The sequence below is a fragment of the Flavobacterium sp. KH_035 genome (assembly GCF_057839565.1).
Genome location: NZ_CM174492.1, coordinates 4,803,208 through 4,822,115, shown reverse-complemented (window position 1 = coordinate 4,822,115; position 18,908 = coordinate 4,803,208). Strand labels below are relative to the sequence as shown.

At 34.5% G+C, this 18,908-nt stretch carries 12 protein-coding genes and 1 other RNA gene; 8 read left to right on the top strand and 5 right to left on the bottom strand.

Annotation, left to right across the window (positions count from 1 at the left end):
- Positions 1-39: 39 nt before the first annotated feature.
- Both hutI and AC3IS6_RS19540 read right to left on the bottom strand, forming a co-directional pair.
- Positions 40-1,278: an imidazolonepropionase gene (hutI, locus tag AC3IS6_RS19545; RefSeq protein ID WP_489161824.1), complete on the bottom strand. Its 1,239-nt coding sequence runs from the start codon at positions 1,276-1,278 to the stop codon at positions 40-42.
- A gap of 100 nt (positions 1,279-1,378) precedes the next feature.
- On the bottom strand, positions 1,379-2,431 hold the full coding sequence (locus tag AC3IS6_RS19540; RefSeq protein ID WP_489161823.1) for a glutaminyl-peptide cyclotransferase: 1,053 nt from the start codon (positions 2,429-2,431) through the stop codon (positions 1,379-1,381).
- A gap of 88 nt (positions 2,432-2,519) precedes the next feature.
- On the opposite strand from AC3IS6_RS19540, the gene ffs reads away from it, so the two are divergent.
- The 4 genes from ffs (at position 2,520) to fsa (ending at position 5,504) form a co-directional block, all read left to right on the top strand.
- Positions 2,520-2,617, top strand: an RNA gene (gene ffs / locus AC3IS6_RS19535) — signal recognition particle sRNA small type.
- A 279-nt stretch (positions 2,618-2,896) separates the two neighbouring features.
- Entirely contained in the window at positions 2,897-3,700 is an 804-nt protein-coding gene (locus AC3IS6_RS19530; RefSeq protein ID WP_489161822.1) for an SDR family oxidoreductase, read from the top strand.
- Positions 3,701-3,716: 16 nt separating this feature from the next.
- Positions 3,717-4,796, top strand: coding sequence for a hypothetical protein (locus tag AC3IS6_RS19525; protein WP_489161820.1), 1,080 nt, complete (start codon positions 3,717-3,719; stop codon positions 4,794-4,796).
- A 51-nt stretch (positions 4,797-4,847) separates the two neighbouring features.
- The gene (gene fsa / locus AC3IS6_RS19520; RefSeq protein ID WP_173968024.1) at positions 4,848-5,504 is read left to right on the top strand and encodes a fructose-6-phosphate aldolase; all 657 of its coding nucleotides are present in this window, start codon (positions 4,848-4,850) and stop codon (positions 5,502-5,504) included.
- Between the two features lie 207 nt (positions 5,505-5,711).
- On the opposite strand, the gene AC3IS6_RS19515 is transcribed toward fsa, so the two are convergent.
- The 3 genes from AC3IS6_RS19515 to AC3IS6_RS19505 all read right to left on the bottom strand — a co-directional run bounded on the left by AC3IS6_RS19515 (position 5,712) and on the right by AC3IS6_RS19505 (position 9,101).
- On the bottom strand, positions 5,712-7,181 hold the full coding sequence (locus AC3IS6_RS19515; protein ID WP_489161818.1) for an MFS transporter: 1,470 nt from the start codon (positions 7,179-7,181) through the stop codon (positions 5,712-5,714).
- A 176-nt stretch (positions 7,182-7,357) separates the two neighbouring features.
- Positions 7,358-8,059, bottom strand: a complete 702-nt coding sequence (locus tag AC3IS6_RS19510; RefSeq protein ID WP_173968022.1) for a LytR/AlgR family response regulator transcription factor — start codon at positions 8,057-8,059, stop codon at positions 7,358-7,360.
- Positions 8,049-9,101 carry a sensor histidine kinase gene (locus AC3IS6_RS19505; protein ID WP_173968021.1) on the bottom strand — a complete coding sequence of 351 codons (1,053 nt, stop codon included), beginning with the start codon at positions 9,099-9,101 and terminating at the stop codon, positions 8,049-8,051. Before AC3IS6_RS19505 ends, AC3IS6_RS19510 begins: the two co-directional genes overlap by 11 nt.
- A gap of 423 nt (positions 9,102-9,524) precedes the next feature.
- Between AC3IS6_RS19505 and AC3IS6_RS19500 the strand changes: the two genes are divergently transcribed.
- From AC3IS6_RS19500 to AC3IS6_RS19485, 4 genes are all read left to right on the top strand, one after another.
- Entirely contained in the window at positions 9,525-12,563 is a 3,039-nt protein-coding gene (locus AC3IS6_RS19500; RefSeq protein WP_489161815.1) for a SusC/RagA family TonB-linked outer membrane protein, read from the top strand.
- Positions 12,564-12,575: 12 nt separating this feature from the next.
- The gene (locus tag AC3IS6_RS19495; RefSeq protein WP_489161814.1) at positions 12,576-14,156 is read left to right on the top strand and encodes a RagB/SusD family nutrient uptake outer membrane protein; all 1,581 of its coding nucleotides are present in this window, start codon (positions 12,576-12,578) and stop codon (positions 14,154-14,156) included.
- 115 nt (positions 14,157-14,271) lie between these two features.
- Entirely contained in the window at positions 14,272-16,209 is a 1,938-nt protein-coding gene (gene nagB / locus AC3IS6_RS19490) for a glucosamine-6-phosphate deaminase (protein ID WP_489161813.1), read from the top strand.
- 158 nt (positions 16,210-16,367) lie between these two features.
- Positions 16,368-18,434, top strand: a complete 2,067-nt coding sequence (locus tag AC3IS6_RS19485; RefSeq protein WP_489161811.1) for a beta-N-acetylhexosaminidase — start codon at positions 16,368-16,370, stop codon at positions 18,432-18,434.
- Positions 18,435-18,908: the final 474 nt, after the last annotated feature.

The window sequence follows — 18,908 nt, the reverse complement described above, 5'->3', positions numbered from 1 at the left end:
TCTATGTATTAGAACAATTTTTTCCTAACGATTATTTTCCTATTTTAGAATTTTTCCTTCAAGAAAAACACTTTCTATTAAATTACTGCCAAAAGCGTATGGAATCTGATAGTAAGATGAAATAGGTTTTGTTAGAATTAAGTTAGCTTTTTTGCCTTTAGTAATGCTTCCGTGTGTTTCAGAAAGGTCCATCGCATAAGCGCCATTTATGGTGGCAGCATTTATAGCTTCTTCCGGAGTCATTTTCATCTTGATACAGGCTGTTGCAACTACAAAATTCATATTTCCGGATGGAGTAGAACCAGGATTAAAATCGGTTGCCAAAGCAATTGGTAAACCTGCTTTAATCATTTCACGAGCCGGAGTATAAGGAATGCTTAAAAAGTAGGAACAGGATGGCAGTGCAACTGGCATTGTTTCTGTGTTTTTTAAAGCTTCAATATCTTCCGGGTTCATAATTTCGAGATGATCGACAGAAAGGGCTTTGTATTTGATTCCTGCCTGTATGCCACCAATAGAATTGAACTGGTTGACATGAATTTTAGGTTTCAGGCCGAATTGTATCCCTGCTTCCATGATTTTTTCGGTTTCTTCGACAGAGAAATATCCGGTTTCGCAAAAGGCATCCACGTAATCAGCCAGTTTATTTTGGGCAATTTCAGGTAACATTTTGGTGATGATTTCATTGATGTAACCTGCTTTGTTTTCTTTGTAATGTAAAGGAAAAGCATGTGCGCCCAAAAAAGTTGCTTTTATGGCAATAGGATAATTTTGAGATAGTTTCTGAATTACGCGAAGCATTTTCAGTTCGCCTTCGATCGTAAGTCCGTAACCGGATTTTATTTCTACAGCACCTGTTCCTAAATGCATGACTTCTTCTAAACGAAGTTTTGATTGTTCGTAGATCTCTTCTTCTGAAGTTTCATTGAGTTTTTTAGCTGAATTTAGAATCCCGCCACCACGATTTGCAATTTCTTCATACGAAAAACCGTTAATTCGGTCTACAAACTCCTGTTCTCTATTTCCTGCATATACAATGTGCGTATGACTGTCGCACCATGTAGGCATTACAATTCGTCCAGTTGCATCAATTGTTAGCGTTGCATTAATTTCAGGAAGATTTTCCATCAGACCAAAGTCGTCAATGAGATTGTCTTTTAAAATTAAATATGCATTTTTTAAAGTTGGAAGTACTGCCATTCCTGCTCCCGATACCTTAGTTATTGAAGTTTCGCGGACCTGAAGTAATTCTTTTATGTTGGTAATTAAAGTTGTCATTATTTTGAGGTATAAAGTAAAAAGCACAAATTTCACAATTATCACGCAATAGATTAGTGAAATTCGTGAAATCTGTGTTTAAAAATTTGTTCTTATTATCTTATTCTGAAACTGTTATTTCGAACATTTTGCTCCAGTTTTTACCTGTAACAAAAATAGTTTTGGTTTTTGGATTGTAAGCGATTCCGTTTAAAACATCGTCTTTGGTGACATCACTCATAAGTTTACGTAATCCTGACATGTCCAGGATTCCTTCAACAGCTCCAGATGTAGGGTTTACAACTGCAATCGCATCTTTGAACCATACATTGGTGTAGATTTTTCCGTTAATCCATTCCAATTCGTTAATTGCTTTAATTTTTGATGTTCCGGAGTAAACGTTGATATAGTCTATCATTTTTTGAGTTGAAGGATCCATTTTCCAGATTTTTTCTGTTTTATCGGTTTGGTAAATGTATTTTCCGTCATTGGTCATTCCCCAACCTTCGATGTCTTTTTCGTAAGCAAATGTTTTTTCCAGTTTTAAAGTGTTGGCATTGTAGATAAAACCGGTTTTGTTTTGCCAGGTTAACTGAAATAATTTGCCGTTGATGAAAGTAATTCCTTCGCCAAAATATTTTTTATCTAAATCGATTTGTTTGAAAACTTTTCCGGTTTTATAATCGTATTTTCTTAAGAAAGAAGCTCCTTCTTGCCCGGTGCTCTCATATAAAGTGTCTTTGTAAAACTCTAAACCTTCTGTAAAAGATTGTTTGTCGTGCGGATAGGTATTGACTATTTTATATTTTAATAATTTAGGCTCGATATTAGAAACCAGTTCAACACGTTTAGTAGCATCAGAGGAGTCTGATCCAAAATAAACAGTTGCTTTTAAATATTGGTATCCTAGTTTTTGATTTTTTAATTCAAATTTGAATTTTTCAGCACCTTTTGTGCTTCCCACTTTTTTATCGTTTATGAAGTAGGCAATGCTGTCGATTTCTTTCGAATTTGGGTTCAAAATACCGATCGAAATTGCTTCTTGGGGCAAAAAATGAGCTGGAAAAGCCGAATCATCGATGGTGAATAAAGAATTTTCACCTTTTTTTGTATCTCCACATCCAATTAATGTGATTCCTAATAAAATGACAGTTAGGAAGTTATATTTTTTCATAGTTTAAAATTTGAATAAGCCAATATACGATGATATTTTTATAGCAACAAAGGTCTTGCAAAAATATAAAAAGATTGTATATTTGCACCGGCAAGTCCTACACGACCAGCTCCTGCAGACTCCCCCAGGATGGGAACATAGCAAGGGTACGTGGTTGAGCGGTGCGATGTAGGTCGCTTGCCATTTTTTTTTTTTTTGTAGTCCCGATGTTTCGGGATTTTTTTTAGAATTAATTTAAAAGTAGTCTTCCATATGGAGGATTTTTTTATTTTTGACCTTTTTGTGAAATGTAAAATGTTGCTTGTAAGATGTAAGATGTTTTAGGGAAGAAGATTTTCATATTGCAGAAATTCTATTTATAAATAAGTATATTTAACAATCATAATTAAAAGTCTGCGTTAAGTATGTTTCATTTTACAGACAACATTTCATAAATAACATTTCATATCTAACATAAAACTTACAATGAGTAAAGTTGTTTTAATTACCGGAGGATCTTCAGGGATTGGAAAATCAATTGGAGAGTTCTTACATCAAAAAGGTTTCGTTGTGTACGGAACAAGCCGAAATCCTGAAAAGGTACTGAATTCAATTTTTCCATTAGTTGCTTTGGATGTCCGTAATGCAGATTCTATAAAATCGGCAGTAGCTGAGGTTATTGCTGCTTCAGGAAGACTGGATGTTGTTATTAATAATGCAGGTGTTGGAATTACCGGGCCTCTGGAAGAAATTCCAACTGAGGAAATTAAAAACAATTTTGAAACCAATTTCTTCGGACCAATCGAAGTAATGAAAGCTGTTTTGCCTCAAATGAGAGGGCAAAAATCAGGTTTGATTATTAATGTCACTTCTATTGCCGGCTATATGGGATTGCCATATCGTAGTGTATATTCGGCTTCAAAAGGGGCTTTGGAGTTAATCACGGAGGCTTTGCGTATGGAGGTGAAGGCATTTGGAATTGAGATTACAAATGTAGCACCGGGAGATTTTGCAACCAATATTGCGGCAGGTCGCTATCATGCACCGGTTCTAAAAGGTTCGGCTTATGAAAAGGTATATGGTGATATTCTTTCTACGATGAACGAGCATGTTGATGCGGGAGGGAATCCAAATGAAATGGCCGAAGCAGTTTATAAAATCATACAGCAAAAAAAGCCAAATGTGCATTACAAAGTAGGTGCTTTTATGCAAAAATTTTCAATTGTTTTAAAGCGTGTGCTACGGGATAAAGTTTATGAAAAAATGCTGATGAATCATTATAAATTATAAATTACTGAATCTTAAAATGAAATACCTTTTACTTTTTGTTACGATTGCCTTTTGCTCTTGCTCCCCAAAAATAAGAACTTCTATCTCTGAAAAACATGAGAAATTAAATGAAGCTGATAAAATTGTCATTTTTAATGCCAAATCGGAACTTCCTTCAGTATATAGTAAAATTGGGTCTACTAAAATTGGAGATACTGGTTTTACTACGAATTGTGATTTAAATACTGTGCTTGAAAAAGCAAAAATAGAAGCTCGTAAAAGCGGTGCTAATGCATTGTTAATTACAGAACATTTGTATCCGAGTACATTTGGAAGTAGTTGTCATCGAATTGCTGCAGATTTATTGAGAGTTGAAAACACTCCGGATTATAATAGGTCTAAGATTGCTAAAGATACTATTCAGTTAATTACAGGTTCTAAAGCTATTAAAAATGATGTCGTAGTTTATGATTCGGCATATCATGATAATTCTAAGACTTCAAAATTTTTAATAACAGCAAATGTTGGGCAGAGTTTTAGAGTAGCTTCATCTCCGGACGGACTGAGTTCTGAACAAAAGAAATATTTGAAAAAATTAAAATCGGGCTTAAGTTATGATATAAGTGCTTATTATCTTAAAGATGGAAAAGGTGGATTTGGTTTGAAATATAACGTTTACAAATCGTCCGGAACAATGTACGACCAACAAATTACTTTGGATGATGGAATTACTGTAAAAGGAAATTTTAGTGATGATATAACAATTTCGTTTATTGGGCCTTCTTTTATAATTACAGAGGATCGACATGCAAGGGTTGGAGAAGCTAATTTAGAGATTTCTTTGGGGTATATGGCATATCAAAATAGAGCACGTATAGTTGGTAATCCAGTTAAAATAACAGGTTCGAATTTGGGTGCGATTGGTGGGATGGGGTATCATTTTAGGATAACACCTCATTTTTTGTTGGGACCACAGGTTAGTTTTGCTGGAGGTGTTTTGAAAAAACTAAAGTATACGTATGCAGATGGTACGACATATACTGAAAAACTTGATAAAGAAGAATTAGAAAATTTATGGAGAATTGATTTGGCTATTGGTGCTAAGTTTAGATTCTAAGTTGTAATTTTGCACTAAATTTTTAAACACACAATTAAATATAAATAGATTATGAAATTTTTTATTGACACAGCTAATTTAGCTCAGATTAAAGAAGCACAGGCTTTAGGAGTTTTGGATGGTGTAACGACTAACCCATCTTTGATGGCTAAAGAAGGAATTACTGGAAAAGACAACATTTTAAAGCATTATGTTGATATCTGTAATTTGGTTGAAGGAGATGTAAGTGCTGAAGTTAATGCGCTTGATTTTGACGGAATGATTAAGGAAGGTGAGGAGTTGGCTGAATTGCATGATCAAATCGTGGTAAAATTGCCTATGACAAAAGAAGGTGTTATGGCTGCGAAATATTTCTCTGATAAAGGAATTAAAACAAATGTAACGCTTGTGTTTTCAGTAGGACAGGCTATTTTGGCTGCAAAAGCAGGAGCAACTTACGTGTCTCCGTTTGTTGGTCGTTTAGATGATGTTTCGACTGATGGATTGAATCTGATAGAAGAGATTAGATTAGTATATGATAATTATGGTTACGAAACTCAAATTTTAGCAGCTTCTGTACGTCACACGATGCACATTGTAAACTGTGCTAAAATTGGTGCTGATGTAATGACCGGACCTCTTTCTGCGATTTACGGATTGTTGAAACACCCATTAACAGATATCGGATTGGCTCAATTTGTAGCTGATTTTGAAAAAGGAAATAAGTAGTCCTTAGTCACATAAAATTAAAAACGCCATTTTTCAATAGAAAGATGGCGTTTTTTTATATAAACCTGACAGGTTTTTAAAATCTGTCGGGTTTGTTGTACTTAGTATAAAAAAAAGAAATATCAAAATCCAAATTTGAAGCGCTTAAAGGTTTTGAATTTGGATTTTGATATTTGGAATTTAAAATTTTATATTATTTTATTCTGTTTAATGACCTCCGCCACCACCTTCAACATGGTTAATCCCTTGTCTTTTTAAGATCTTAGGACAATAGAATCCGTAAAATCCTAAGTAGGCAAAACCAAGAAGAGGAACAATATAAGAGAAATGTGTCCATGTAATTCCGAAGATTCCGTTTGGACTTGTAAGGTCGATATCACAGATGCTGCCTTGAATTAAAGGAATAATTCCTCCTCCAAGAATCATCATGATTAAGAATGAAGATGCTTTTCCTGTGTTTTTACCTAAACCGGCAATTGCTAAATCAAAGATAGATGGCCACATGATAGACAAGAATAAACCTCCCGAAATGAAGAAGAATTTGGCAATTTGAGGGTCTGGGCAAACCAATCCCGCAAACATCATTAATACACCTGATATTCCAAAAAGCATTAATGTTTTTCCAGCATTTTTCCCTCCAACAAAACTCACTGCGATGAACAATAAGATCCAGATTGGATAGATGTAAAAGGAAGAAACATCATGAGCAGCAAAAAGGTTAGCGCCAATAATTACTCCAAATGCTATAGCCGGAACGATGAATTTAAGTGCTGTGTTTACTAAGTTAGAAGTATTAAAAACGTTAACCCCTCCATTCCAGCGACCAATCATTAAGCTTCCCCAGTAAAGGGCTATAAAAGGAGCGATAGCATCTTCCAGGATGTTGCCAAACTCGGCTGTATGTAATAAAGCAGGGAGGTTACTAATGATTGTTACTTCTGTACCAACATAGATAAAGATTCCTAACATTCCTAAGTAAAGCTGTGGGTAATCTGATATATTGAATTTTTCATGTGCTACTTTAACTTCTTCTTCGTCTTCTTTTGCAGGATCTTCAATTTTTGAGAAGTTCATGAAAATAGCAACTACGATAAAAGCAAGTCCAAGGATAATAAAAGGCAGTTTGATATCTTCTAATGATAAGGCTGTTTTTTTGTTGTCTCCCATTCCGAATAAAGCGATTCCAAGTAAAATGGCACCAATTGTAGTTCCGAAGGAGTTGATTCCGCCCGCTAAAGTTAAACGGTGTGCGCCTGTTGTAGGGCTTCCCATTTTGATTGCCAGAGGATTTGCTACAATTTGTTGAATTGAAAATCCTAGACCTACTGTAAATAAAGCTGTTAAGAAGAAAGGGAAACTTTCCATTGTTGCAGCTGGTATGAATAAAAATGAACCAAAAGCAGATAAAAGTAAACCGGCAGAAAGTGTTTTTTTGTATCCGAATTTTTGTAAAACATCTAATTTTAAGGATACCAGGAAGAAAATCAATGATCCTACGAAGTAAGCAGCATAGAAGGCCCAGGCTACTAATTGTGATTGTACTTGCGACAAGGTAAATACTTTCTTGAAAACTGGAATCAGGATATCATTGGCCGAACCAACAAAACCCCAAAAGAAGAAAACAATTATCAAAGAGATAAACTGTCCCCATTTGGTTTGAACATTTTCTGAACTCATAATTTAAGAGGTTAATTTTTTATTTTATTGTTTTTTGAAGACCGTAAATATATTTGTTAAGTGTTTCAAAAAAAAATAAAAAGCCACAAATAATGTTAAATTTAAACCAACGGTTTGATTTTTTCAACAATGTGTTAATTTTTACCGAGTTAGAAAATCGATTTAGGAAGCTGAGTTTATTCCAGTATTTTGTTTTTTACTTCTTTGCTGTAATTTCTTCCAATAGGAATGGTGTAAGATTGTATCTGAATACGATTGCCTTCTATTGATTTTACTTTGTTTAGTGCAATTACATATGATTTGTGAATGCGTAAGAATCGGTCGGCTGGTAATTCCTCGGACAATGAGGTTAAAGATTTGTGTGTGATGTAGGTTTTGTCTGAAGTCACCACTTTTATGTATTCCTTCATTCCTTCAACAAACAAAATTTCTTCAATATTAATTTTCATCATTTTCTTGTCGACTTTGATGAAAATATGAGAGTCACCCTTAGTGGTTTCGACTTTAATATTGTTTTTTAAATTGTATTCAGTAGTGATTTTATTAATGCATTTTATAAACCTTGGAAGCGGAATAGGTTTTACTAAGTAATCCAGAACATCAAGATCATAGCTTTCTGCGGCAAATTCTCTAAAGGCAGTTGTAATGATAACTTTGGTTTTGTTTTCGATCAGACTAATAAGTTCGAATCCTGTCATCATAGGCATGTTAATGTCTAAGAATACAGCATCGACAGTAGTACTGTTTATAAAATCAAGCGCTTCCAGAGAATTATTAAATGTGCCAATTACCTCAAAATCTGTAAAATTGGTGAAATAATTTTGCAGGACTTTGATTGCCAAAGGCTCATCGTCAATCAACACGCATTTAATTTTCATTATCAAGAGGTATTTGCAAACGGATTATATAGTAATTTAATTTAGTTGTGTTTTTTAGACTGAAGTCATTTTTGTAAATCAGTTTTAATCTCTTTTTGGTATTCGCGAGACCAATTCCGCCTTTCGCATTAATATTTTGTGAAATTACAAAATTATTTAAGATTTCAAAGTCTAACATTTTATTGTCAATAACTTTACAATTGATTTTAATTTTTAGGTTATTATTGTTGACTCCACCATGTTTAAAGGCATTTTCGACCAATGAAATGAAGAGCAGCGGAGGTACCACAATATCCTCTATATTTGATTCTAAATTGATTGTAACTTCGACATTTTCAAAGCGTAGCTTCTCGATTTCGATATAATTTTGGATGTAATTAATTTCTTTAATCAAAGGAACAGATTTGGTTCCTTTTACATCATATAAAACATATTCCATTAGATTAGATAGTTTTATAATTACATCAGGGACTTTATTTGAAGATTCGAGTGATAAAGCATATAAATTATTCAGGGTATTGAAAAAGAAATGCGGCTGAATCTGATTTTCAAGATATTTTAGCTTTATTCTAAACTGATTTTCTCTTAAAGATCGGTTTCTTTCCCTTTCTCTCAACCAGGTTAATGTAAGGTAGACAGAAGATGCCATTGCAACAACATATAATTCACCAATACAAACTGCGAGTACATGGTTGATGTCAAAAGAATGATACTCACGGTTGGCTTCCGGCCAAATATTTTCAGAGATAATATAATAGGTAAGACCGGTCTTTATTAAATACACAGCTAATAGGCTTATAACCATTAAGAAAGTATACTGAATGTATTTTTGCTTTAGAACATAACGCGGTACCAGTACAAATAAATTGAAATAGACTAATGGGATGTGTAAAGAGAATTCTATCAGATTTGATTTGAACGAATAAGGATAATCATTAAAGTAGGCGCCCCATCTTAAAAAGTTAAGAGTAAAATAGCTGCCCCAAAACCAAACATGGTTTTTAAGTTTTATATCAAATTTTAATTTTCGTATCTCGTTCAACTTTTATTTAACAGTTTATGGGAATTGATTCTCTGGTTTATAATAATGTGCAACTTTAAACAATTAGTTATTAAAACGCAATTCTTTTACATAAAATTTTAAAATAAAGCGATATGTTGATGTATTTAAATCTAATAACGTTTTCGTAAAACGTTTTGTGTAATATTTAGTGTGGTTTAATCATAAATGGTATCGAATTGTTAATGATTGTTAAACGATTATGTGTAAAAGTGTCTTTTTTTTATGGTAAATATTTATTTTGTTGTAAAATTTTATAAGATATTGGTTAGAAAACGTTTTCGAATCGCATATTATTGATTGATTTATGTCGTTCGTTTAAAATTTAATGCTGTTTGTATAATTTATTTTTTTTAACAATACGTTAAGAATAATTTTACCCTATAACTAACAAAATAAATTAACATGAAAAAAATTTTCTTAATCTTTATGATTGTTTTTACGGCGCAAGTTTCGCTTGCTCAGGTAAAAAATATTAAAGGTGTGATTACAGATTCTGATGGACTGCCATTGCCAGGGGCGTCCATTGCGGTACAAGGAGGTCAAAAGGGAACTACTTCCGATTTTGACGGAGTGTACACAATTGAAGTTCAAAAAGGACAGACTTTAGTTTTTACTTATGTTGGTCTTGAAACACAATCAATAGTTGTAGGTGATGCTGCTACAATTAATGTTAAAATGCTACAAGCAGCCTCGAATGCACTTACAGAGGTTGTTGTAACTTCATTAGGTATAAAGAAAACAAGAAAATCTTTAACTTATGCGGCTCAGGAACTTAAAGGAGAAGAGTTAACACGTGTAAGAGATGCGAACGTTATCAATACAATTGCTGGTAAAATTGCCGGTGTTGCAGTAACCAGAAGTTCAGGAGGTACTGGTGGATCGACAAAAGTAGTTATCCGCGGAAATTCATCTGTTGTGAATAGCCAGCCATTATATGTTATTGATGGTATTCCGATATTGAGTCCTGGTACTGCTGGTCAGCCAACGGAGTCATTTGGAAGCTTGTCAGGAGGTAATCGTGACGGTGGTGATGTTGTTTCTTTAGTTAATCCTGATGATTACGATGGAATGACGGTTCTTAAAGGTGCAGCTGCTTCTGTATTATATGGTAGTCAGGGAGCAAATGGAGTAATTTTGCTATCTTCTAAAAAAGCAAAAACAGGGAAAGCAAATATTACTGCTTCTTCAGTAACTACTTTTGAAACAGCAGCTTATTTGCCTAAATTTCAATCAGATTACGTTGCATTAAAGGGAGCGACAGAAACATGGGGAGCAAAGCAAAAAACGAATGATCACGTTAAAGATTTCTTTAATACAGGAGTTACTCAAATTAGTTCAGTAGGGTACTCTACTGGTACCGAAAATTCGACTACGGCATTTTCTTATGCCAATACCACTTCTTCAGGAATTACTCCGGGTAATAGTCTAAAGAAAAATAATTTTGGAATTCGCCAAACAGCTAAGTTCTTTGGAGATAAATTGACCTTTGCAGCAAATGCAAATTATACTTCTCAGTCAATTGGAAACAAACCTGTAAACGGTCTTTATTTTAATACGCTTACTGGTGTTTATTTAATGCCAAGAGGAAATGATTTTAATTTTTATAAAGATAATTACGAAGTTTTTGATCCAACAAGAAATTTAATGGCTCAAAATTGGGTGTCTAATGTAGATTTTATGCAAAATCCATATTGGGTAATAAACAGAAATAAATCAGAAGATAAGAATGATTTTTTTAATGGATCTTTATCTTTAACTTATAAAGCTACTAATTGGTTAAGTATTGCCAGCAGATATAGTTATAATAGAGCATCAAGTGAGTTTGATAAATTTGTTTATGCAACTACTCAGGGAGCTCTATCTCATGTAAATGGTAGATATTATCATGAAAATTCTTTAAGTACACAACGTTATGCCGATTTAATAGCAACTATAAATACAAAAATCGGTTCAGATTTCACATTCAATGCAAACATTGGAACCAGTGTAAGAAATACATTGATTAATCAAAGAACGATCCTGGATTCAGGAGTTGGTGGAGGTTTAAAATATGCAAACTGGTTTACATTGCATAATTTTAATAACAATGCTGAAAATTATCAGTTAATTGAATCCAACAAAGAAATTCAATCCATATTTGCTGCAACTACTTTTGGTTATAAAGATATGTTGTTCTTAGATCTTACAGGTAGAAAAGACTGGTCTTCTACTTTAGTAAATACAGATGAAGGAGGATATTTTTATCCATCAGTTGGTTTAACAGGTATTATTAGTGAGATGACTACTTTGCCGGAATTTATTAACTATGGTAAAGTTCGTGCAGCTTATGCTAGGGCTGGTAATGATGTCGCTCCATTTATAACGTCTCCTACAAATTATTACCCACAAGGAAGCGGTACAAAATACAATCCAATTGTTGCACCAAAAACTGGTACAAGTTTGAAGCCTGAGTTAAAAACAGAATACGAACTAGGTACTGAATGGAGAATGTTTAATAATAGATTAGGATTTGAGTTTTCTTACTATCATTCAGAAACTAAGAATCAGTATTTACAAGTAGTGGCTCCAATTGGAAATGTACAAGGTGTTGATTTTTATGGAATTAATGCTGGTAGTATAGAGAATAAAGGTATAGAGGTTGTTTTAAATGCAGGAATCGTTAGAGGAGATAAATTTTCTTGGGATGCAGCTGTGAACTATTCTCATAACAGAAATAAAGTAAAAGAAATTCCTACTGAATTAGGAGGTAGAATTAACCTTACCAATGCTGGTGTAAACAGTTACAGATATGCATTAATTGAAGGAAAACCATTTGGAGTTATTGAAGGAATTAATATTAAGAGAGATGCGCAAGGCAGACCATTGTTAAACGATGATGGTACTCTTCAAAAAACTGGTTTTGAGGAAGTAGGTAATTCTAATCCTGATTTTATGTTAGGTCTTTCTAACTCATTTAAATTTGGATCTTTCTTTGCAAGTGTATTAATTGATGGTCGTTTTGGTGGTGATGTAATGAGTTTAACAGAAGCAGTAAACGATATTAATGGAGTTTCGAAAGCAACAGGTGATGCCAGAAATGCTGGAGGTGTAAATATTAACGGAGTGAGAGCAAGCGACGGTGTTGCTGTTCCTACAATGAGTGCCGAGTCTTATTACAAACAAGTTGGAGGTAGACAAGGAATTAGTGGAGAGTATGTTTATAGCGCAACAAATGTAAACGTTAGAGAGGTTTCAATTGGATACAATTTTAATCCAAAAGCATTACCTTTTATTCAGGCAGCTAGTATCTCTTTAATCGCCAGAAACTTATTTTTTATATACAAAGATGCTCCTTTTGATCCAAACATTGCATTAAGTACAGGTCAAGGTTTACAAGGTGTTGATATTTATGGTTTGCCTTCTACCAGAAGTATCGGTCTTAATTTAAATGTAACTTTCTAAAAAATTAAAAAGATGAAACTAAATAAAATAATAAAAGTAACAACAATCTGTGCTTCGTTACTTACGGTAGTTGCGTGTACAGATAATTTTGAGGAAATAAATACGAATCCAAATGGTATTACACCAGAGCTTTTTGAGCAGGATTTTAATCATATTAAAGGTGGGTTTTCTCCGATGTTTAATAATATCCAGGTTTTAACCCCGCCAGATCTTTATCAATTACAACAAGGATTAAATAGTGATGTTTGGTCTGGATATATGGCAACTCCTCATCCTTTTGGGAATTTGAATAATACGACTTACTATCTTCTTGATAACTGGAATGGTACTTGTTGGGAGACTGCTTACAAGAATATAATGTATAATGCTAATGATATTGCCAACAAAGCGAAAGGAAAATACGATCAGTTTTACGCCTTGTCGTTGATTTTAAAAGTAGAAGGGATGCATAGGCTGACCGATATTTTTGGACCTATTATTTACTCGAAGTTTGGTACTCTGGAGACTACTATTCCATATGATTCACAAGAAGAGGTGTACACTCAAATGTTTAGTGAACTGGATTTTGCAGTGGCAGAATTAACTAAAAGAGTTGATGCTGGCGAGGTTAGTGTTTTTGCTTCAGCTGATGAATCAGGTTATAAGGGTGATTATAAATTATGGGTAAAATTTGCTAATACCTTGCGTTTGAGATTAGCCATGCGTGTTGTAAAAGTGAAACCAGATTTGGCTAAGACTCAGGCTGAAAAAGCTGTGGCACATAAATTTGGAGTTTTCACTGCAAATTCAGATTTGTTCAAAATTGTATCTCCTGTTTATACTAATCCAATTCAAACTATAAGTAATGGATGGGGAGATATCGCTATGTCTGCTGATATGGAATCTATTCTAAAAGGATACAATGATCCTAGATTACCTGTTTATTTTGAGACTTCAACGGAATTTCCAGGTCAGTATAAAGGGATTCGTACAGGTATAGCTATGGCTTCAAAAAGTGATCATGAGAATTTTTCTCGAGTTGGATCAGTTATTAAGACTAAAGAAATAACTCTAATGACTACTGCGGAAGCTTATTTTTTAAGAGCGGAAGGAGCTTTAAGAGGATGGAATATGGGCGGAGATGCTAAATCATTGTATGAACAAGGAATTGCAGCGTCATTTGATCAAAGAGGAGTTTCAGGTGCAGCGGCTTATACAGCAAACAATACAGGTACTGCTGCAGCTTATGTAGATCCTAAGTTCCCGGAGAATAATGCAGCACCATTAAATAATGTGACTGTTGCCTGGGATGCGGCAGCAACTAATGAGGTAAAATTGCAAAAAATTGTTACTCAAAAATGGATTGCCGGTTTCCCTGAAGGTCAGGAAGCTTGGTCTGATTACAGAAGAACAGGATATCCTAAACTTTTTAAAGTACTTAAAAATTATAGTGGAGGTACAATTTCTACAGAGCTTGGTGTGAGAAGAATCAATTTTGTTGTCGCTGAGAAAGCAGGTAATAAAGGTGGTTACGAGACAGGACTTGCCAAATTAGGAGGACCAGACAATGGTGGAACCAGACTTTGGTGGGATGTTAATGCTCCAAATTTCTAAAAAATAAATCCAAGTATTAAAAGAATTTAAGTTTGGTTAGTAAATGGTATAAGTGACGAAGGTTGCTTATACCATTTCAAAAACCAAAATTGTAATTATTATAAAAAGAAAAGAAATGAAAAGTGCTTTAGAAATAAAACCTGATATCAGCTATAAAAGCGCGGGGAAGTTTGAAGAGACACGATTTGAAAAAATCCACAATGAAATTTTCAGGAACTCTGCAGAAGCTTCGGTAATTGTAGCACAGGAAATCGCGCAATTAATCCGATCGAAACAAGAAAAGAATAAATCTTGCGTATTAGGTTTGGCCACAGGTTCTTCTCCTATAAAAGTTTATGAAGAATTAGTGAGAATGCACAGAGAAGAAGGCTTAAGTTTTAGCAATGTGATCACTTTTAATCTGGATGAATATTATCCGATGACCAAAGAGAATAATCAGAGCTATCATTATTTCATGCACCAGCATCTTTTTAATCATATTGACATCAAACCCGAGAATGTAAATATTCCCGACGGAACCGTTGCCATTGAGGAACTTAATCAATACTGCATCGATTACGAAATGAATATTAAAAATGCAGGAGGTCTTGACTTTCAATTATTAGGAATTGGTCGTACGGGTCACGTAGGTTTCAACGAACCGGGATCCCACATCAACTCCGGAACCAGAATTATTACACTGGATCATATTACAAGAGTCGATGCTTCTTCAGATTTTAATGGGATCGACAATGTTCCTAAAAGAGCGATCACCATGGGAGTTTCTACTATCATGAGATCAAAGCGAATTGTACTGATGGCCTGGGGACAAAACAAAGCCGATATCATCAAGAGAACCATCCAGGGAGATATCAGTTCGGAAGTTCCGGCTACTTTTTTACAAAATCATGCCAATGCTACATTTGTATTAGACCAGTCAGCAGCCTCAGAATTAACGCGTTTCAAAACGCCTTGGTTAGTAGGAGAATGTATCTGGACACAAGAATTAAAAAGCAAAGCGATTGTTTGGTTGTGCCAAAAAACAAAACAGTCTATTTTAAAATTAACCGACAGAGATTACAACAACAACGGAATGTCTGATCTTTTGGCACAGGAAGGTTCTGCTTATGACTTGAACATCAATATGTTCAACGTCTTGCAGCATACCATCACAGGATGGCCGGGTGGAAAACCCAATACCGACGATTCGCATCGTCCTGAAAGAGCCAATCCTTCAAAAAAACGAGTGATTCTTTTTAGTCCACATCCGGATGATGATGTGATTTCTATGGGAGGAACTTTTTCAAAATTGATAAAACAAGGTCACGATGTACATGTTGTATATCAGACCTCCGGAAATATAGCCGTTACAGACGATGAGGCATTAAAATTTGCCGAAGTGGCTAAAGATTTTCTTGGTGATGCTGCCTCGGGAATTGACTTTAAAGCTGTCATTGAATTCTTGAATAACAAATCTGAGAACCAAATTGATTCTTTACAAGTTCGCAAATTAAAAGGACTGATTCGAAGAAGAGAATCTTACGCGGCAACAAGATACATTGGGTTGAAAGATGAGAATACTCACTTTTTAGATCTTCCGTTTTACGAAACCGGACAGGTGAAGAAAAATCCATTAGGTGCTGAGGACATCGCTATTGTAAAAGAGATCATTGCACAAATCAAACCGCATCAGGTATTTGCTGCCGGAGATCTGGCTGATCCTCACGGCACACACGAAGTTTGTCTGAATGCCATCTTTGCAGCGATGAAAGAACTAAAACCGCAAAAATACATGGACGATTGCTGGTTGTGGTTGTATCGAGGTGCATGGCACGAGTGGGACATTCATGAAATTGACATGGCCGTTCCGCTTTCTCCATCAGAAGTATTGTTAAAACGTCACGCCATTTTGTACCACCAGTCTCAAAAAGACAGGGTAATGTTTCAGGGTAATGACTCGAGAGAATTTTGGGTAAGAGCCGAAGACCGTAACAAAAATACAGCCGTTTTATACGATGAATTAGGACTAGCAGAATACGAAGCAATTGAGGCCTTTAAACGCTTTGATTATTAAAATTAGATTATAAGATCCGGGTGAGAGCGGATTACATTACAAAATTCAGATTGATTTCATTAGGAGTAGTGAGGGTTCAATAGAAATCCTTCTGAATTTTGTTTCTTTTATTTATTATTAATGTTGTCTCAGACAACATCTTTCCAAAAACATTAAAAATGAAATATTTATTAGTCCTACTATTAGCAGGTGTAACAGCTAGTGCTCAGGTTCAAAAAGAGCAGCTAAACCTTATGCCTTGGCCTCAAAGTGTTGTTTTAAGCGATGGCAATTTTGCTTTAACTAAAAATTTTAAAGTAAACATCACCGGAAACCCAAATCCTCGAATTTTTGGAGGAGTAACTCGCTTTTTACGCCGATTAGATGGTAGAACCGGTATTTTTTTCGAACAAGGATTTATTACCAAACTAAATGAAGTTCCTACAGCCGAGCTTCAAATCAATTGTACCAAGAGCGGAAAAATTGGTTTGTATGAAGACGAAAGCTATCATTTAGATATCAAACAAAACAAAATTGCAATAAATGCAACAAGTGATTTAGGAGCGCTGCACGGTCTTGAAACCTTATTGCAAATAATGCAGAATAATAACAACTCATTTTATTTTCCTGTATCAAAAATATCAGATTTCCCAAGATTTACCTGGAGAGGTTTGATGGTCGATGCTGCCAGACATTTTCAGCCGGTAGACGTGATCAAAAGAAACATCGATGCCTTGGCAGCTACGAAAATGAATGTCCTTCATTGGCATTTAGTAGACGATCAGGGATGGAGAATTGAAATGAAAAAACATCCAAAACTAATTGAAAAAGCTTCGGATGGAATGTATTACACACAAGAGGAGATTAAAAATATCGTAAAATATGCTGATGAGCGCGGTATTTTGATCGTTCCGGAAATAGATGTTCCTGGTCATGCATCTGCAATACTTACGGCTTACCCGGAAATCGGAAGCAAAGTGATTACACTGACAGGAGGAACTTCTGAAAAAAATATTCAGGGAACAGCAATTGCGACCTATGGAATTGAAAGAAATGCGGGTATTTTTTCGCCAACATTAGATCCTTCAAATCCTAAAACATATCAATTATTAAGTGAACTTTTTGATGAGGTTTGCCCATTATTCCCAGGTGCTTATTTTCATATTGGTGGAGATGAGAATGAAGGGAAGGACTGGGATTCAAATCCAAAAATTCAGGAATTCAAAAAGAAAAATCAGTTAACGACCAATCATGAGTTACAGACTTATTTTACCATGAAATTAATTCCAATGCTTAAGAAACATGGGAAACAGTTAATGGGTTGGGAAGAAATTTTGACCAAGAATATGTCAAAAGATGCAATTATTCATGCCTGGAGAGGTCCTAATGAAGGAGTAGTAGCGGGGCAGTCCTTAATTGAATCAGTAAAAAAAGGGTATAAAACAGTAATGTCCAATGGATATTATGTTGATTTAATGTATCCGGTTGCGAGTCATTATTTAAATGATCCAATGCCAAAAGGAGCAAACTTAAGCACTGAAGAAAAAGCAAGAGTATTAGGAGGTGAAGCAACAATGTGGACAGAACTTGTATCGTCATCAACAATTGATTCAAGACTTTGGCCAAGAACAGCTGCGATCGCTGAAAGACTTTGGTCGGCTGAAGATATTACAGATTTGGAGAGCATGCGTAAACGTCTTGATGTAGTTTCTTTCAGATTGGAAGAGTTAGGAATAACGCACATTCGTAATAAGGACGTGATTCTGAGAAACATCTCGAATAATCAGAACATTGATTTCGTAGAAGATTTTACAAATGTTTGTGAGCCTTTAAAAGGTTATAAACGAAACAAAGGAGGAACTGAATATCAAATGTATTCTCCGTTAACTCTTTTTGCAGATGCCTGTACACCGGATGCCAAAGACTCTTTAGCTTTTGATGCTGCTGTAGCACAATATTTAGCAAATAAAACTCCAGATAATAAAGCAAAAGTAGCGGCATTTTTAAACAAATGGATCGCTGTAAACAAAGGACTGGTTGAATTAAGTGCTAATGCACCATTAATACAGCACATCTTGCCTTTGTCTAAAAAGTTGAATGATGCATCGCAGGAATTATTACTCGTTTTAGATAATAAATCAACTTTAAAAGGAGAGGATCTGAAAAATTTAATTGAGCAATGTAACAGTAAAGACCACGCTGATGTTGAGTTATCAGTATATGAAAGTTTCAAAAAATTAATTTAAAGATTTGTTTGAGTTAGTATTTAGTAAGTTTTTTTTACCACGTTATTTAGTAATTTATTGTCTCTGCCAGAGGCTTCTGGCAGAGATAATTATGGTGATTTTGACTGTATTTCTAACTTGAAACCAATTAATCATAATAAAAATATAACCATCATAAATAGTATTAACATTTAAAAACCAAATAAGACGCATAAAACAAAACATGACAAAAAGTAAAGTATTTAGATTGATGAATCCCAAATTTATCTTCTGTGTTTAAACTAATTTTTTTTAAAATTAAATAAATATCAGTCACTACTATTCACTAACGATTATGGCTAGAATCAGTAATAGTAATATTTATTTTTAGAAGTAATGAATTAAAAATCCACTGTATCGCGATGTTTTTTATTCGCGGTGTATTGAACCCCGGTTATTGTATTTATTTGCTGCATTTTGGCGGGTAAGGTATTGTAATTGGAATATTTATTTTCT

What these genes read in the sequence shown, in the direction of transcription:
- fsa (WP_173968024.1), top strand. Translation starts at nt 4,848, where the DNA reads ATGAAATTTTTTATTGACACAGCTAATTTAGCTCAGATTAAAGAAGCA.
- nagB (WP_489161813.1), top strand. Translation starts at nt 14,272, where the DNA reads ATGAAAAGTGCTTTAGAAATAAAACCTGATATCAGCTATAAAAGCGCG.
- AC3IS6_RS19510 (WP_173968022.1), bottom strand. Translation starts at nt 8,059, where the DNA reads ATGAAAATTAAATGCGTGTTGATTGACGATGAGCCTTTGGCAATCAAA.
- AC3IS6_RS19495 (WP_489161814.1), top strand. Translation starts at nt 12,576, where the DNA reads ATGAAACTAAATAAAATAATAAAAGTAACAACAATCTGTGCTTCGTTA.
- AC3IS6_RS19540 (WP_489161823.1), bottom strand. Translation starts at nt 2,431, where the DNA reads ATGAAAAAATATAACTTCCTAACTGTCATTTTATTAGGAATCACATTA.
- AC3IS6_RS19530 (WP_489161822.1), top strand. Translation starts at nt 2,897, where the DNA reads ATGAGTAAAGTTGTTTTAATTACCGGAGGATCTTCAGGGATTGGAAAA.
- AC3IS6_RS19500 (WP_489161815.1), top strand. Translation starts at nt 9,525, where the DNA reads ATGAAAAAAATTTTCTTAATCTTTATGATTGTTTTTACGGCGCAAGTT.
- AC3IS6_RS19515 (WP_489161818.1), bottom strand. Translation starts at nt 7,181, where the DNA reads ATGAGTTCAGAAAATGTTCAAACCAAATGGGGACAGTTTATCTCTTTG.
- AC3IS6_RS19485 (WP_489161811.1), top strand. Translation starts at nt 16,368, where the DNA reads ATGAAATATTTATTAGTCCTACTATTAGCAGGTGTAACAGCTAGTGCT.
- AC3IS6_RS19525 (WP_489161820.1), top strand. Translation starts at nt 3,717, where the DNA reads ATGAAATACCTTTTACTTTTTGTTACGATTGCCTTTTGCTCTTGCTCC.
- hutI (WP_489161824.1), bottom strand. Translation starts at nt 1,278, where the DNA reads ATGACAACTTTAATTACCAACATAAAAGAATTACTTCAGGTCCGCGAA.